Annotated in this window: 15 protein-coding genes; 5 read left to right on the top strand and 10 right to left on the bottom strand. The window is 72.3% G+C overall.

The genetic code is table 11. From position 1 onward, the window contains the following. Positions 1 to 18: 18 nt before the first annotated feature. Positions 19 to 639 (bottom strand): bifunctional 4-hydroxy-2-oxoglutarate aldolase/2-dehydro-3-deoxy-phosphogluconate aldolase, encoded by a 621-nt coding sequence (gene eda, locus ACR807_RS36515; protein WP_438926078.1) that lies wholly within the window; start codon positions 637 to 639, stop codon positions 19 to 21. Further along, positions 636 to 2,501: a phosphogluconate dehydratase gene (gene edd / locus ACR807_RS36510; protein WP_438926077.1), complete on the bottom strand. Its 1,866-nt coding sequence runs from the start codon at positions 2,499 to 2,501 to the stop codon at positions 636 to 638. Before edd ends, eda begins: the two co-directional genes overlap by 4 nt. A 223-nt stretch (positions 2,502 to 2,724) precedes the next feature. Here edd and ACR807_RS36505 point away from each other — a divergent pair, with 223 nt between their 5' ends. The 4 genes from ACR807_RS36505 to ACR807_RS36490 all read left to right on the top strand — a co-directional run bounded on the left by ACR807_RS36505 (position 2,725) and on the right by ACR807_RS36490 (position 6,528). Beyond that, entirely contained in the window at positions 2,725 to 3,021 is a 297-nt protein-coding gene (locus ACR807_RS36505; RefSeq protein ID WP_438926076.1) for an Rv0250c family protein, read from the top strand. 113 nt (positions 3,022 to 3,134) lie between these two features. Then, positions 3,135 to 3,896 carry a succinate dehydrogenase subunit SdhC gene (gene sdhC, locus ACR807_RS36500; protein ID WP_438926075.1) on the top strand — a complete coding sequence of 254 codons (762 nt, stop codon included), beginning with the start codon at positions 3,135 to 3,137 and terminating at the stop codon, positions 3,894 to 3,896. A gap of 9 nt (positions 3,897 to 3,905) precedes the next feature. Next, positions 3,906 to 5,777 carry a fumarate reductase/succinate dehydrogenase flavoprotein subunit gene (locus ACR807_RS36495; RefSeq protein WP_438926074.1) on the top strand — a complete coding sequence of 624 codons (1,872 nt, stop codon included), beginning with the start codon at positions 3,906 to 3,908 and terminating at the stop codon, positions 5,775 to 5,777. A 1-nt stretch (position 5,778) separates the two neighbouring features. Then, positions 5,779 to 6,528: a succinate dehydrogenase/fumarate reductase iron-sulfur subunit gene (locus tag ACR807_RS36490; RefSeq protein ID WP_438926073.1), complete on the top strand. Its 750-nt coding sequence runs from the start codon at positions 5,779 to 5,781 to the stop codon at positions 6,526 to 6,528. On the opposite strand, the gene ACR807_RS36485 is transcribed toward ACR807_RS36490, so the two are convergent. From ACR807_RS36485 to ACR807_RS36455, 7 genes are all read right to left on the bottom strand, one after another. Next, positions 6,431 to 6,820: an ADP-ribosylglycohydrolase family protein gene (locus ACR807_RS36485; RefSeq protein WP_438926080.1), complete on the bottom strand. Its 390-nt coding sequence runs from the start codon at positions 6,818 to 6,820 to the stop codon at positions 6,431 to 6,433. The genes ACR807_RS36490 and ACR807_RS36485 overlap by 98 nt on opposite strands. A gap of 121 nt (positions 6,821 to 6,941) precedes the next feature. Beyond that, positions 6,942 to 8,498 (bottom strand): hypothetical protein, encoded by a 1,557-nt coding sequence (locus ACR807_RS36480; protein ID WP_438926072.1) that lies wholly within the window; start codon positions 8,496 to 8,498, stop codon positions 6,942 to 6,944. A gap of 70 nt (positions 8,499 to 8,568) precedes the next feature. Further along, positions 8,569 to 9,222 carry a hypothetical protein gene (locus ACR807_RS36475; RefSeq protein ID WP_438926071.1) on the bottom strand — a complete coding sequence of 218 codons (654 nt, stop codon included), beginning with the start codon at positions 9,220 to 9,222 and terminating at the stop codon, positions 8,569 to 8,571. Between the two features lie 31 nt (positions 9,223 to 9,253). Beyond that, positions 9,254 to 9,466, bottom strand: a complete 213-nt coding sequence (locus tag ACR807_RS36470; RefSeq protein WP_438926070.1) for a type II toxin-antitoxin system HicB family antitoxin — start codon at positions 9,464 to 9,466, stop codon at positions 9,254 to 9,256. Positions 9,467 to 9,652: 186 nt separating this feature from the next. Beyond that, positions 9,653 to 12,514 carry a vitamin B12-dependent ribonucleotide reductase gene (locus tag ACR807_RS36465; RefSeq protein ID WP_438926069.1) on the bottom strand — a complete coding sequence of 954 codons (2,862 nt, stop codon included), beginning with the start codon at positions 12,512 to 12,514 and terminating at the stop codon, positions 9,653 to 9,655. Between the two features lie 143 nt (positions 12,515 to 12,657). After that, positions 12,658 to 13,110 carry a transcriptional regulator NrdR gene (gene nrdR, locus ACR807_RS36460; protein WP_306746924.1) on the bottom strand — a complete coding sequence of 151 codons (453 nt, stop codon included), beginning with the start codon at positions 13,108 to 13,110 and terminating at the stop codon, positions 12,658 to 12,660. A gap of 267 nt (positions 13,111 to 13,377) precedes the next feature. Further along, complete coding sequence (locus ACR807_RS36455) at positions 13,378 to 13,881, bottom strand: LysM peptidoglycan-binding domain-containing protein (protein ID WP_438926068.1); 504 nt, start codon at positions 13,879 to 13,881, stop codon at positions 13,378 to 13,380. A gap of 247 nt (positions 13,882 to 14,128) precedes the next feature. On the opposite strand from ACR807_RS36455, the gene lexA reads away from it, so the two are divergent. Further along, positions 14,129 to 14,800 (top strand): transcriptional repressor LexA, encoded by a 672-nt coding sequence (gene lexA, locus ACR807_RS36450; protein WP_438926079.1) that lies wholly within the window; start codon positions 14,129 to 14,131, stop codon positions 14,798 to 14,800. A gap of 53 nt (positions 14,801 to 14,853) precedes the next feature. On the opposite strand, the gene ACR807_RS36445 is transcribed toward lexA, so the two are convergent. Then, positions 14,854 to 15,768: hypothetical protein (locus ACR807_RS36445; RefSeq protein WP_438926067.1), on the bottom strand; the 915-nt coding region annotated here is incomplete at its 5' end.

The raw sequence follows: 15,768 nt of genomic DNA, 5'->3' as shown, positions 1-15,768 counted from the left end.
TTCCGCGTTCGGGGCGGGTCAGAGGGCGGCGGCGGCCCGGGCCAGGGACTCGACGCGGTCGAAGTCGCCGGCGGCGAGGGCGTCCTTCGGGGTCAGCCAGGAGCCGCCCACGCAGCTGACGTTCGGCAGCGCCAGGTAGCGCGGGGCCGACTCGGGCGTGATGCCGCCGGTCGGGCAGAACCGCAGGCCGGGCAGCGGGCCGCCGATGGACTTGAGGTAGTCCACGCCGCCCGCGGCCTCGGCCGGGAAGAACTTCAGCGCCGTCAGGCCGCGCTCGGCCAGCCGCATCGCCTCGGACACGGTCGCCGCGCCCGGCAGGAACGGCAGGCCGGTGTCCTCGGCGGCGGCGAGCACCGCGTCCGTCGAGCCCGGCGTGACGAGGAACGCGGCACCGGCCTTCGCGGCCTGCTCGGCGTGCTCCGGCGCGGTCACGGTGCCCGCGCCGATCACGATCTCCGGCACCTCGGCGGCCACCCGCTCGATGGCGCTCAGCGCGGCGGGCGTGCGCAGCGTCAGCTCGATCACGCCGATGCCCCCGCGCAGCAGCGCCCGCGCCAGCGGCACGGCGTGCGCGGCGTCGTCCACGACGACGACCGGGATGACGGGGGACAGCGCCAGCAGCTCCGAGCTGGTGGTCACCGGGACACCTCCTGGTTGAACTGGCCTTCGAAGTGCGAGGCCGCGATGGGTCCGAACACGCTGGCGCCCCGGTCCGCCGGGCCGACCGCGCGCCGCAGCGCCGCGAACAGCTCGCGCCCGGTGCCGGTCCACGCCTGCGCGTCCGGCGGGAAGTCCACCAGCTCGCGCGCGGCCAGCTCCGCCGGGTCGACGAAGACCTCCAGCGTCCCGGTCTCGGCGTCCAGCCGCAGCACGTCGCCGTCGCGCACGCGGGCCAGCGGGCCGCCGACGGCCGCCTCGGGCGTGAGCTGGATGGCGGCCGGGATCTTGCCCGACGCGCCGGACATGCGGCCGTCGGTGACCAGCGCGACCTGGAAGCCCCGGTCCATGAGCACGCCGAGGGCGGGGACGAGCTTGTGCAGCTCGGGCATGCCGTTGGCCTGCGGTCCCTGCTGCCGCACGACCACGACCACGTCGCGCTCCAGCTCGCCGGCCTTGAACGCCGCGCTGAACGCCTCCTGCGAGGTGAACACGCGCGCGGGCGCCTCGACGACCCGGTGCTCGGCCTTCACCGCGGACACCTTGATCACGGCGCGGCCGAGGTTGCCGGACAGCATGCGCAGGCCGCCGTCGGCGGCGAACGGCTCGGTCGCGGCCCGCAGCACGTCGGTGTCCAGGGAGCGGCCGGGGCCGTTCCGCCAGGTCAGCACGCCCTCGACGAGCACGGGCTCCCGCGTGTAGCGGGACAGGCCGGGCCCGGCGACGGTCTGCACGTCCTCGTGCAGCAGCCCGGCCTCCAGCAGGGTGTGCACGAGGAACTGCACGCCGCCCGCGGCCTGGAAGTGGTTGATGTCGGCCGACCCGTTCGGGTACACCCGCGCCAGCAGCGGCACCACCGAGGACAGCTCGGCGAAGTCGTCCCAGCCCAGCTCGATGCCCGCGGCGGAGGCGATGGCCACCAGGTGCATGGTGTGGTTGGTCGAGCCGCCGGTCGCGAGCAGCGCGACCACGCCGTTGACCACGGACTTCGCGTCCACGACCCGCCCGATCGGGGTGTACTCGTCGCCCCGGCTGATCTCCACGGCCCGGCGCGCGGCCTCCTCGGTCAGCGCCCGCCGCAGCCTGGTGCCCGGCGGCACGAAGCTCGCGCCCGGCAGGTGCAGGCCCATGACCTCCACGACGAGCTGGTTGGAGTTCGCCGTGCCGTAGAACGTGCAGGTCCCGGGGCTGTGGTAGGAGGCGGACTCGGCCTCCAGCAGGTCCTCGCGGGTGGCCTTGCCCTCGGCGAACAGCTGCCGCACGCGGGCCTTCTCCGAGTTCGGCAGGCCGGAGCTCATGGGGCCGGCGGGCACCAGGATCGCGGGCAGGTGCCCGAACGACAGGGCGCCGATCAGCAGGCCGGGGACGATCTTGTCGCACACGCCGAGCAGCAGCGCCGAGTCGAACATCTCGTGCGAGAGCGCCACGGCGGTGGACATCGCGATGACGTCCCGGCTGAACAGGGACAGCTCCATGCCCGCGCGGCCCTGCGTGATGCCGTCGCACATGGCGGGCACGCCGCCCGCGAACTGCGCCACGCCGCCGACGGCCCGCGCCGCGTCCTTGATCCACGCGGGGTACTCGTTCATCGGCTGGTGGGCGGAGAGCATGTCGTTGTAGGACGACACGATCGCCACGTTCGGGCGACGCATCGCCCGAAGGAGGTCCTTGTCGCCGCCGGTGATGCCGGCGAAGCCGTGCGCCAGGTTGCTGCACGCCATGTCGCGGCGGGCGGGGCCGTCCTGGTGGGCCTGGGCGATGCGGTCGAGGTAGGCGGTCCGGGCGGCGGCGCTGCGGGCGGCGATTCGGGCCGTCACTGCGGCGACGACGGGATGCACGCTCATGGTTCGCTGTCTCCGGGGGTGATCACGGGCCGTGGTGGGCCCGGTGGGACGGCAGCGCTGGCGTCGCACGGACGGACGTGACAGCCCACACATTATGTCACGACACATGATCGTCACAAAAACGATTCAGATCCTGGGACGCGCCGTGGATACTTGTGGTGCTTGTCACAAGGGCGCCGACCGGGCAGAGTCGGCACACGGAACCCCAAGGGAGGTGCTGACCATGACGTCCTCGGAGATCGTGGAACTGCGCCGCGCGCTCGGCCGGCTCCGCCAGTGCGTCGGCGGACTGCGGGCGCGCTACGGCGACGTGGCCGCGGTGCAGAGGCTGGCCAACGACGTCGAGCGCATGGACATCGACGCGACCGAGCTGGTCGACCTGGACAGCACGCCCCGGCAGCGGGAAGCGCCGAGGATCGAGCGCGAGGTCGTGGTGGTGCCCGACACGCCCTACGACCCCCGGCTCTGGCACGACGCCGACGACGAGGGTCTCGGCGGCTACCGCAGCCACCGCACCTGACCCACCCCGGCCCGGCCCCCGCGTGACGCACCACGCGGGGGCCGGTTCGGTTTTGCCCGAAAAGATCGGTCCTTGATCGACCCCGCCACAGCGACGTGGAACCGAGGTGAGGTATGAGGGCGCAGATCGCCCAGCGCACGTTGCGGACCGACCGGTGGTGGATACCGCCGCTGGCCACCTTCGCCGGTCTGCTGCTGATCTCGGTGTACGCGGCCGTGCGCACGTTCATGGGCGACTTCTACTGGGTGGACGAGTACCGCTACCTGACGCCCATGTACTCCCCGTGCCTGAGCCAGGAGTGCCTGCCCGGCGCGGCGCACTTCGGCCGACCCCTGCCCGAGCTGCCGGGGTTCCTCACCCCGCCGGTGATCATCATCCCGTTCCTGCTCGGCTTCCGCGTGACCTGCTACTACTACCGCAAGGCGTACTACCGGGCGGCGTGGATGTCCCCGCCCGCGTGCGCGGTGGCCGAGCCCCACGCGAAGTACACGGGGGAGACCCGCTTCCCGCTGGTCGCGCAGAACCTGCACCGCTACTTCTTCTACGCCGCCTCGCTGCTGCTGCTGGTCAACGTCTACGACGCGGTCTACGCGTTCACCACCGGCATCGGCCTGGGCAACGTCGTGCTGCTGGTGAACGTGGCGCTGCTCGGCGCCTACACGCTGTCGTGCCACTCGTGCCGGCACATCGCCGGCGGCCGGTTGAAGCACTTCTCCAAGCACCCGGTGCGGTACTGGGCGTGGACGAGGATCTCCAAGCTCAACGCCAAGCACATGCAGCTCGCGTGGGCCTCGCTGATCTTCGTCTGCGTCACGGACCTCTACGTCGCGCTGGTCGCCTCCGGGACGATCACCGACCTCCGATTCGTCAACTGAGGAGTGGTTTTGCCCGAGCTGGAACGGCATCAGTTCGACGTGCTCGTGATCGGTGCCGGCGGCGCGGGGCTGCGCGCCGCGATCGAGGCCCGCGAGCACGGGATGCGCACGGCGGTGCTGTGCAAGTCGTTGTTCGGCAAGGCGCACACCGTGATGGCCGAGGGCGGCATCGCCGCGGCCATGGGCAACGTGAACTCGAACGACAACTGGCAGGTGCACTTCCGGGACACCATGCGCGGCGGGAAGTTCCTCAACAACTGGCGGATGGCCGAGCTGCACGCCAAGGAGGCGCCCGACCGGGTGTGGGAGCTGGAGACCTACGGGGCCCTGTTCGACCGCACGAAGGACGGCCGGATCAGCCAGCGCAACTTCGGCGGCCACGAGTACCCGCGCCTCGCGCACGTCGGCGACCGCACGGGCCTGGAGCTGATCCGCACCCTCCAGCAGAAGGTCGTGTCCCTCCAGCAGGACGACCACGCGCGGACCGGCGACCACGAGTCCCTGCTGCGGGTGTTCCAGGAGTTCACCGTCACCGACCTGGTCCTGGACGGCGGCAAGGTCGCCGGCGCGTTCGGCTACTGGCGCGAGTCCGGCCGGTTCGTGCTGTTCGAGGCGCCCGCGGTGGTGCTCGCGACCGGCGGCATCGGCAAGTCGTTCAAGGTCACGTCCAACTCGTGGGAGTACACCGGCGACGGCCACGCGCTGGCCCTGCGCGCCGGGGCGTCGCTGGTCAACATGGAGTTCGTCCAGTTCCACCCGACCGGCATGGTCTGGCCGCCGTCGGTGAAGGGCATCCTGGTCACCGAGTCCGTGCGCGGTGACGGCGGCGTGCTGCGGAACTCCGAGGGCAAGCGGTTCATGTTCGACTACGTGCCCGAGGTGTTCAAGGACAAGTACGCCGACAACGAGGAGGAAGCCGACCGCTGGTACGCCGACCCCGGCGCGAACCGGCGGCCACCGGAGCTGCTGCCGCGCGACGAGGTGGCCCGCGCCATCAACTCCGAGGTCAAGGCCGGTCGCGGGTCCGAGCACGGCGGCGTGTTCCTGGACGTCTCCACCCGCCTGCCCGCCGAGGAGATCATGCGGCGGCTGCCGTCGATGCACCACCAGTTCAAGGAGCTGGCCGACGTCGACATCACCGCGCAGCCCATGGAGGTCGGGCCGACCTGCCACTACGTGATGGGCGGCGTGCAGGTCGACCCGGACACCGGCGCGTCGTCCGTGCCCGGCCTGTTCGCGGCGGGCGAGGTGTCCGGCGGCATGCACGGCTCGAACCGGCTGGGCGGCAACTCGCTGTCCGACCTGCTGGTCTTCGGCCGGCGGGCGGGCCTGGGCGCGGCCGACTACGTGGCGAGCCTGTCCGAGCGGCCCGCGTGCTCCGACGAGGCGGTGGTCGACGCCGAGCGGACGGCCCTCGCGCCGTTCTCCGGGGAGAGCGGCGAGAACCCGTACACGCTGCACGTGGAGCTCCAGCAGGCGATGAACGACCTGGTCGGCATCATCCGGCGGGCCGAGGAGATGGAGCAGGCCGTCGCGCGGCTCGACGAGCTGAAGCGGCGCGCGGCGAACGTCGTGGTCGAGGGGCACCGGCAGTTCAACCCGGGCTGGCACCTCGCGCTCGACCTGCGCAACATGCTGCTGGTCAGCGAGTGCGTGGCGCGCGCCGCGCTGCTGCGCACCGAGAGCCGCGGCGGGCACACCCGCGACGACCACCCCCGGATGGACGCCGACTGGCGGCGCAGGCTGCTGGTCTGCACCGCGTCCGGCGACGGCGTCGCGGTGGACGAGGAGGCGCAGGTCCCGATCCGTGCGGACCTGCTCGACCTGTTCGAGCGCTCGGAGCTGGACAAGTACCTGACCGCGGACGAACTGGAGGGGTGACGTGGGGTACCAGGGGCACTTCCGGGTGTGGCGCGGTTCCGCCGAGGGCGGCGGCCTGGAGGACTTCACCGTCGAGGTGAACGAGGGCGAGGTCGTCCTCGACGTGATCCACCGGTTGCAGGCCACCCAGACGCCCGACCTGGCCGTGCGGTGGAACTGCAAGGCGGGCAAGTGCGGTTCGTGCTCGGCCGAGGTCAACGGCAGGCCGCGGCTGCTGTGCATGACCCGGATGTCGACGTTCACCGAGGACGAGACGATCACCGTGACGCCGATGCGCACGTTCCCGGTGATCCGCGACCTCGTCACCGACGTCTCGTACAACTACCGGAAGGCGCGGGAGGTCCCGGCGTTCCAGCCCCCGGAGGGCGTCGCGCCGGGGGAGTACCGGATGCAGCAGGTCGACGTGGAGCGCTCGCAGGAGTTCCGCAAGTGCATCGAGTGCTTCCTGTGCAACGACACGTGCCACGTCATCCGCGACCACGAGGAGAACAAGGAGTCGTTCGCCGGGCCGCGGTTCCTGATGCGGGTGGCCGAGCTGGAGATGCACCCGCTCGACGGGGCCGACCGGGTGCGCGAGGCGCAGTCGTCGCACGGGCTGGGGCTGTGCAACATCACCAAGTGCTGCACCGAGGTGTGCCCGGAGCACATCAAGATCACCGACAACGCGCTGATCCCGATGAAGGAGCGCGTCGCCGACCGCCGCTACGACCCGATCGTGTGGTTGGGCACCAAGCTGTTCCGCCGCGGCTGAGCGTTCCCGGTCCGTGTCGCCCCCCGATGGGGTGACACGGGCCGCTCAGGGCGCGGAGGTCGGCTCGGGGTGCGGAGGTCGGCAGCGGCTCGCGGCGCGACAGCCACTCCCCGGGCACGGGAGCGCGCACGACCCCGCCCGTGATGGCGGCCGTCGTGTCCGCGTCGCCGCCCGCCGCCACGCACGCGGTGACCGCGGCCCGGTAGTCGTCGGCGGCGAGCTTCGTGAACCGGCCCGGACCCGGTGCAGCACCACCACCGCGCCCGGCCCGTACCCGCGACGGGGGTCGCAGCGCTCGGCGAACGCCGCCGCCAACCGGTCCTGGTCGACCTCGCCGTGCGCGCGCAGCTCGTCGAGGGAGCGGAGTGCGTCCGAGGTCGACATGCGCCCCCGGCCTGCCACGTCCCGGGCCCCTAGGGAGTCACGGCGCAGTCCAGCACCGAGCCCTGGAACGTGCCGATCAGCAGTCGTCCGCCGCCGGCGGCGCACAGCGACAGCGGCACGACCGGGTGACCCGCCACCTCCGGCCGCAGGCGTGCAAGCTCCGCGCCGTCGTCGTTGCGCAGCACCACCACCTCGCCGGACGCGAACGCCACGTACGCGTGGTTCTCGTCGGCGTCCAGCGCCACCGGCGCGTGGTCGGCGGTGACCACCCACTCGGCCTTGCCCTTCGGGTAGCGGCGGCGGGCGACGAACGCGTTGCCCGGCAGCAGGCCCGCGCCGTCGTGGACCGTCCCGGCGTGCACGATCGACCCGCCGGTCCCGTCACCACCGCCGGCCAGCCACGCGCCGGGGCCGCCGAACAGGTGCCCGTCGCGCCGCTCGTCCCACTCCAGCGGAAACAGGTACCGCAGGCCGCCGTCGACCGGCGTGACCACCCACTTGCGCCGCCACGGCTTCGGCGAGGTGCCGCGCAGGAACAGCAGGTGCGGCGAGCGGCGGACGTCGAAGTAGTGGTTGACGAGGTCGTAGTGGCCGACGACCACCTCGCCGACCCGGCGCCCGTCCGGCGCGAGCAGCGGGCCCGGGTGGTCGCCGCGCGTCGCCGGCCGTGCCGCCACCAGGCCGTCTGCCCGGTCCACCAGCACGACGTGCGAGTCCACCGGGACGTCCCGCAGCGGGCGGCCGGTGGTCAGGTCCACCGCGGTGACCGCGCTCGGCCCGTCGTGCCGGCCCACCGCGTTGGTGAGGGCGGTGCGCTCGTCGGGGGAGACCACGACCTGCGTGCCGTGCCCGTCGACCGGGAGCGCCCAGTGCCCGCCGGCGCGGTCCCAGCACTCCACGGCGACGCCGTCCAGCGCGGCCAGGACCCGGCCGTCGCGCAGCGCCCGCACCGCGCGCACCTGGCGGCGCGGCGACCACACCACGCCCCGGTCGAGGCAGGCGCGTTCGACGGCGAGCCGGGCGCGCACCGGGTCCGGTCGCCCCACCAGCGGCGCGGTCGACATGCGCGAGGGGAAGAAGGTCAGGTCGGGTGACCCCCAGTCGTCGCGGACCGCGGTGAACGCGTGGGCGACCTGCTCCTCGTCGTCGGTGGACGGCGTGAGCACCACCCGCAGCGACCGCGCGTCCAGCCACGCCACGTCCAGCACCTGCGTGCAGGACTCGACCACCGACCTCGTGCGGCCCGTCACCAGGTCCGCGAGCAGCAGCTCGCCCTCGTAGAAGTAGCCGCCGTCGTACTGCCCGGTGCCCGCGGCCAGCAGCGGCAGCTCCGGGTGGAACGACAGCGAGCCCACCGGCCACCGGGTGTTCACGAGCAGCACGCACGCCAGGTCGGACGTCCGGTAGACCGCCAGCGGCAGCCGGCGCACCCCCGGGTCCCACACCGGCGACCCGGCGTGCCCGAGGTCACCCGCGACGGCCAGCAGCTCCCCGTCGGGCGACGACGCCACCGCGGTGGGGTGACCGACCTCGTGGAACGCGCCGGCGCCGAGCACCCGTGCGACCACGAGCCCCGCTCCGCTCACCCGGTCCACCCGTCCCGGTCGATCACGCCCTCACCATCCCACAGCGCGGGACGAGGCGGAACCGGCCGGTTCAGCGTTCCGCTCGGTCGCCCACCCGGTCGAGGTGCTCGCACGGTCCGCCGTCCCCGTCCCCGTCCCCGCAGGCGTCGACCAGGAGCGCCGGGACCCACAGGAAGACCTTCGGGTCGCCGAGCCCCGACGCCGTCAGCCACGTCGCCGCCCGACGCGCCTCCCGCCCGTCCCGGACCAACCCCCACCTCCCCGGTCGCACGCCCGTCGCCCGCCGGACGTCGTCGACGAGCCCGTCGAGGCAGGTCCAGGTGTGCCACCCCCCGCTGTCGAAGCCGACCAGCTCGAAGCCCAGCACCCGACCGGGGCGGGGGTCGGGGAAGGCGTCCCGCCGGGCCAGGCGTCCCGCCACGCCACCCGCGTCCGGGTGGTGGCCCGCGCCGGCCATCTCCCGGAGCAGGCCCGGGGCGTCGGCCGCGGCCACGCCGACGGCCAGCACGTGCAGCCCCGCCCGCCCCGCGCGAACCCGTGACCGCCCGGCCGCGACCGGGTCGTCGAACCAGTCGTCCCAGCCGTCGCGGTCCGCCGGCAGCACGTCCACGACGCAGTCGCTCATCGAGACCAGGTCGGGGCCCGACAGCCCCGCGTCCCGCCAGTCGGCCCTGGCACCTCGCGCGGCCACCGGGTAACCGGCCAGCAGCAGGTCGGTGTCCATCGGAACTCCCCCGTGAGCTGCGGTCAGGAGGTCACGGCGCGCTGCCGACGAGCCAGGCGCGCAGCTGCGCGTCGTCGCTGGAGCCGATCAACCGCACCAGGTCCCGGTTGCCGCGGTGGCTCGGGGCGTCGAGCAGGCGTTCCCGCCAGTCCTCCGCGTACTCCCGCAGGGCGTCGACCATCTCGGCGATCGCCTCGTCGAACGACGCGCCGTCCGCGGCCACCGGCAACCCCGGGACGAACACCGACCAGCCGTCGTTCTCGCGGACGACCCGGGCACGCGACAGCGGACATGCCTGCCTCCCGGTCGATCATCACCGGTACCACGACCTCGTGAAAGTACGTCACGTACGTGGTGGTGCACCGCAGACGCGGCGGAGCCGGGGCGGTGGTGGTCGCCCCGGCTCCGCCGGTCCCGGACTGCCGTCAGGTCAGCTGCAACCCGACGTGGAGCCGCAGCCCTCGCACAGGTAGCAGGAGCCGGCCGGGCGCATCTTCGTGCCGCACGTCATGCACAGCGGCGCGTCGGCGGCCTTGCCCAGGTGCAGTTCGAGCAGTTCCGTGGAGCTGCCGACCCTGATGTCCTGCGGCGCGGGCTTCTTCTCCGGCGCGGGGGCCGGGGCGTTGGCCGGCGCGGCCGGGGTGTCGGAGTCGACGGACGTGCGCAGGCCCTCCAGGTCGACGTCGCCGCCGCTGTAGTCCGCCGCCACCTGGGCGGTGCGCTCGTCGGCGGTGAAGATGCCGAGCTGCGCGCGCTTCTCCACCGGCAGGTAGTCGAGCGCCAGGCGCCGGAACAGGTAGTCCAGGACGCTGGTCGCGATGCGCACGTCCGGGTCGTCCGTCATGCCCGCCGGCTCGAAGCGCAGGTTCTGGAACTTCGAGACGTAGAACTCCAGCGGGATGCCGTACTGGAGGCCGACCGAGATGGACATGGAGAACGCGTCCATCACGCCCGCCAGGGTCGAGCCCTGCTTGCCGAGCTTGACGAAGATCTCGCCCAGGCCGTCGTCCGGGTACGAACCGGCGTGCAGGTAGCCCTCGGCGCCGCCGACCGTGAACGACACCGTCTGCGACGGGCGCTTCTTCGGCAGGCGCTTGCGCACCGGGCGGTACTCGACGACCGTCTCGGTCTTGACCTCGGGCGTGGCGGCGACCGACGCCTTGGCGGACTTGCCCGCCGACAGCGGCTGGCCGACCTTGCAGTTGTCGCGGTAGATCGCGAGCGCCTTCAGGCCCAGCTTCCAGCCCTGGTAGTAGATCTCCTCGACGTCCTCGACGGTCGCCGTCTCCGGCATGTTGACCGTCTTGGAGATCGCGCCCGAGATGAACGGCTGCACCGCGGCCATCATCCGGACGTGGCCCATCGGGGCGATCGACCGGTCGCCCATGGCGCAGTCGAACACGTCGTAGTGCTCGGTCTTCAGGCCGGGGGCGTCGACCACGTGGCCGTGCTCGCCGATGTACTCGACGATCGCCTCGACCTGCTCCTCCTGGTAGCCCAGGACGCGCAGCGCGCGCGGCACGGTCTGGTTGACGATCTGCATGGAGCCGCCGCCGACCAGCTTCTTGAACTTCACCAGCGCCAGGTCCGGCTCGATGCCGGTCGTGTCGCAGTCCATCATCAGGCCGATGGTGCCGGTGGGCGCGAGCACGGACGCCTGCGCGTTGCGCCAGCCGTTGCGGGCGCCGACCGCCTGGCACTCCTGCCACGCCTTGGTGGCCACCGAGCGCACGGCGGCGTCGTTGGCGTGCAGCGTGCGGATCTCGTCGTTGGCCGCGGCGTGCTTGCGGATGATCCGCTGGTGCGCCTCGGCGTTGCGGGCGTAGCCGTCGTACGGGCCGACGATGCCGGCCAGCTCGGCGGACCGCCGGTACGCCACGGCCTGCATCAGCGACGTGATGGTCGCCGCCAGCGCCCGGCCGCCCTCGGAGTCGTACGCGTGGCCGGTCGCCATGAGCAGCGCGCCCAGGTTCGCGTAGCCGATGCCGAGCTGGCGGAACGCGCGGGTCGTCTCGCCGATCGCGGGGGTCGGGAAGTCCGCGAAGCAGATGGAGATGTCCATCGCGGTGATGATCACCTCGACCGACTTGGCGAACAGCTCCGCGTTGAACGAACCGTCGTCCTTGAGGAACTTCATCAGGTTCAGCGACGCGAGGTTGCAGCTGGAGTTGTCCAGGTGCATGTACTCCGAGCACGGGTTGGACGCGGTGATGCGGCCCGACTCCGGCGTGGTGTGCCAGTCGTTGATGGTGCCGTCGTACTGGATGCCCGGGTCGGCGCACTCCCACGCGGCCTGCGCGAGCTTGCGGAACAGGCCCTTCGCGTCGACGTGGTCGATGACCTCGCCGGTCATCCGGGCGCGCAGGCCGAACTGGCCGCCGCTCTCGTAGGCGTGCATGAACTCGTCCGACACGCGGATCGAGTTGTTCGCGTTCTGGTACTGCACGGACACGATGTCCTTGCCGCCCAGGTCCATGTCGAACCCGGCGTCGCGCAGCGCGCGGACCTTGTCCTCCTCGCGCGCCTTGGTCTCGATGAACTCCTCGACGTCGGGGTGGTCCACGTCGAGCACGACCATCTTCGCCGCGCGGCGGGTCGCGCCACCGGACTTGATGGTGCCCGCCGACGCGTCCGCGCCGCGCATGAACGACACCGGGCCGGACGCGGTGCCGCCGGAGGACAGCAGCTCGCGGGACGAGCGGATGCGCGAGAGGTTCAGGCCCGCGCCGGAGCCGCCCTTGAAGATCAGGCCCTCCTCGCGGTACCAGTTCAGGATGGACTCCATCGTGTCGTCGACCGACAGGATGAAGCAGGCGCTGACCTGCTGCGGGGAGGTGGTGCCCACGTTGAACCACACCGGCGAGTTGAAGCTGAACACCTGGTGCAGCAGCATCCAGGTCAGCTCGTGCTCGTAGATCTCGGCGTCCTGCTCGGAGCCGAAGTAGCCGTGCTTGACGCCCGCCTCGACGTAGGTCTTCACCACGCGGTCGATGAGCTGGCGCAGGCTGTGCTCGCGCTGCTGCGTGCCGACCGCGCCCCGGAAGTACTTGCTCGTGACGATGTTCGTCGCGTTGACCGACCAGAAGTCCGGGAACTCGACGCCGCGCTGCTCGAAGTTCACCGAGCCGTCGCGCCAGTTCGTCATCACGACGTCGCGGTGCTCCCAGGTGACCTCGTCGTAGGGGTGCGTGCCCTCCGTGGTGTAGACGCGCTCCACCTTCAGCTTGGCGTTCTTGCTTCCCGCGCCGTTGCGGGTGGCCGTCTTCTTCGAGCCACCGACGGTCTCGGTCATCCGGGGTCCCTCTCGATCACATGGTGTGGGTGTGGAACGACCACGTCCGGGCTCCCCGTCCGAGGCGGTCGCTGTGGTGTTCGCGATGTGCTGTTCGCGGTGTGGTTCTCGGTCGCGGCGGCCGGCGCCGACCAGTCGGGGGACTAGTCGCGCTGGGCGTCGCGGAGATCGGCGATCTCCTTCTCGAAGTCCTCGACGGACGAGAAGGAGCGGTAGACGCTGGCGAAGCGGAGGTAGGCGACCTCGTCCAGCTCGCGCAGGGGGCCGAGGATGGCCAGGCCGACCTCGTGGCTGGGGATCTCGGCGACGCCGCCGGAGCGGATCGACTCCTCCACGCGCTGGGCGAGCTGCTGGAGCGCGTCCTCGTCGACGGGGCGGCCCTGGCACGCCCGGCGCACGCCGACGACGACCTTGTCGCGGCTGAACGGCTCGGTCACGCCGGAGCGCTTGACCACCGCCAGCACGGCCTCCTCGACCGTGGTGAAGCGGCGTCCGCAGGCCGTGCACGACCGGCGGCGGCGGATGACCTGGCCCTCGTCGACCTCGCGGGAATCGACGACACGCGAGTCCGAGTTCCGGCAGAACGGGCATCGCACGGCTGGTCTTCCCCTCCCCTGGGCAGCAGCCATCGCGTCAGCCCCGCTCGTGGGGAAAACCCCAACCTGTGGACTGACTACGACGGTGTAACCACTAGATGTAGGGGTCAACCTATGCCCAAGCCCTACGGGCCTGCAAGTCGGGGGGTGGCGTGTCCCGTCACTCGGACGGCGGAACCTCGGGCGACGCCCCGAAACGCCCGGACCGCGCCACCGGTGGTCGGGTGGCGCGGTCCGGGGAGTGCTCGGGAGGGGTCCGGGCGCGGGTCAGGGGCCGGCCGCGCCGTCCGGGACGACGAGGGCCTGGCCGGGCCTCACCTCGGCGTCGGGGAGCGCGTTCAGCTCCCGGATGCGGGCCGCGACGGCCTCGGGGTCGCTGTCCGGCGCGCTGCGCCCGGCGACGTCGAGGAGGGACTCGCCCACCTGGACGTGCACGACGGCGGTGCGCTCGGGGACGGTGGTCGCGCCGGTCGCGTACAGGTAGAACAGGCTCAGCGCGGCGGCCACGACGGCCGCGACCGCGACGTGGGCGGCGAACCGGAGGGCGGGGTGCCGCCGGGGGCGGACCCCGGGGGCGGCCGGCTCGGGCGGCGCCTCGCGCGCCGCGAGGGGGAGGGGGCGGCCCGCGGGCCGCCGGTCGTCGCGCTCGGGTACCTCGAACCGGCGAAGCACCCGCGGTCCGGGTCGCAGTCCCTCGCCGAGGGCGACATCCTCGACACCGGCGCCGTCGACGAGTTCGAACCCGTTGCGGGTGCCAATGACCACCGCCATGCTGCCCTCCAACGCAGGTCATCCGATCATGATCGAACCTGTGTTCGATCGAACGTCCGTGCGAATGTCTACCACTAAGTGCCGCATAATTGGAAGGACACGCCGACGCTTACTTCGAACAGGTGTTTGATCTGGGCGTCGAACGCGACTACCGTCCACAGTCGAAGATCGACGGATAGCCGGCCTGGGCAATCTGAGCCGGTGAGGAGGAAGCACCGTGGTGCGCAAGACCAACGACGACGCGGGCATCGCCGCAGATGCGCCCTCCGCCCCCCCACCGGCGGACATCGCGGGCAACGCGGGGCTCACCCTGCGGCAGCGCAAGGTGCTCGACGTGATCCGCGACTGGCTGGACCGGTTCGGCTACCCGCCCAGCGTCCGCGAGATCGGCGAGGCGGTGGGCCTGACGAGCACGTCCTCGGTCGCCCACCAGCTGCGGGCGCTGGAGAAGAAGGGTTTCCTGCGGCGGGACCCGAACCGGCCGCGCGCGGTGGGCGTGCTGCCGACGGAGATCGTGACCGGCCTCGACCCGGCGTCCAAGCCGACGCCCGCGTACGTGCCCATGCTGGGCCGCATCGCCGCGGGTGGGCCGATCCTGGCCGAGGAGTCCATCGAGGACGTGTTCCCGCTGCCGCGCGAGATCGTCGGCGAGGGCGAGGTGTTCCTGCTCAAGGTCGTGGGTGACTCGATGGTGGACGCCGCCATCACCGACGGCGACTGGGTCGTGGTGCGCCAGCAGCCGACGGCCGACAACGGCGACGTGGTGGCCGCCATGATCGACGGCGAGGCCACGGTCAAGACGTTCAAGCGCCGGGACGACCACGTGTGGCTGATGCCGCACAACCCGGCCTACCAGCCGATCCTGGGCGACGAGGCGTCGATCCTGGGCAAGGTCGTCGCGGTGCTGCGCCGCCTCTGACGGACCACCGGGGAGGGCTTGGGCGGTTCGCCGCCCGGGCCCTCTTCGGCGTCTCAGGCCCTCCTGCGCGACCGGCGCACGAGGCCGCCGATCAGCACCAGCGCGACCGCGCCACCCCCGATGACCAGCCACGGGGGCGCGTCGTCGGTCGGCGCGGGCGGGGGAGGGGCCGAGGTGTCGAGGGGTGCCGGCGCCTCGGTGGTCGTGGGCGCCGGGGGCACGGCCAGGGCCGTCGCGCCGGCCACCGCGCGCACCGTCGAGGACGCCGCCGCGTTCCCGAACTCCGAGGCCGACAGCAGCGTGCCGTCCGGGGCGAGCGCGATGGCCTCGCCCTGCGGCTCGTCCGGCAGCGGCACGCGCACCGGGTCGCCCTCCAGGGCCTTCGCCAGGTCGCCGTCCGGCACCGGGAACAGGTAGGCGTCGGTGTAGGTCCGCAGCGCCGCCACCCGGCCGTCCGCGCTCGTCGCCGCGCCCGTGACCAGGCGCGACACCACGCGGTTGGCCAGCGGCCCGCCGGGGGTGTCCGTGCCGGCGATCGACACCCGCGCCACCTGCTCCAGCGGGGTCGGCGCGTTCTCGTCCAGCGCGCCCGCGGGCCGGTACACGAGGGCGGACCCGATCGTTTCCTTGGTGACGATGTGCGGAATTCCCGAGCCGTCGATCAACAACGCTTCCGCGTCGTGCTTTCCGTCAGGATACGTGAGTCGGTACAAACGCGCCGAACCGTTCGGGGAAACCGCGTGCAATGCCACGGTCTCGCGCGTCTTGCCGTTGTCGCCGGTGTCCGCCGCCCACAGGGTTCCGTCAGGTGCCAATGCGAGGTCTTCGACGTCGAACGGGTTGATCCGGGTGGTGATCGTCCGGGTGATCGCGCATTCGCGGTCCATCACCTGGACGGCCAGCACACCGTTGTCGCTGTCGTTCACCGCGAACAGCTCGGCACCGCCGGCGGCGAGCCCGGACAGCTC

This window comes from Saccharothrix sabaoui (genome assembly GCF_051756985.1).
In the GTDB taxonomy this organism is placed as follows: domain Bacteria; phylum Actinomycetota; class Actinomycetes; order Mycobacteriales; family Pseudonocardiaceae; genus Actinosynnema.
This window is presented reverse-complemented; position numbering and strand designations above follow the sequence as displayed.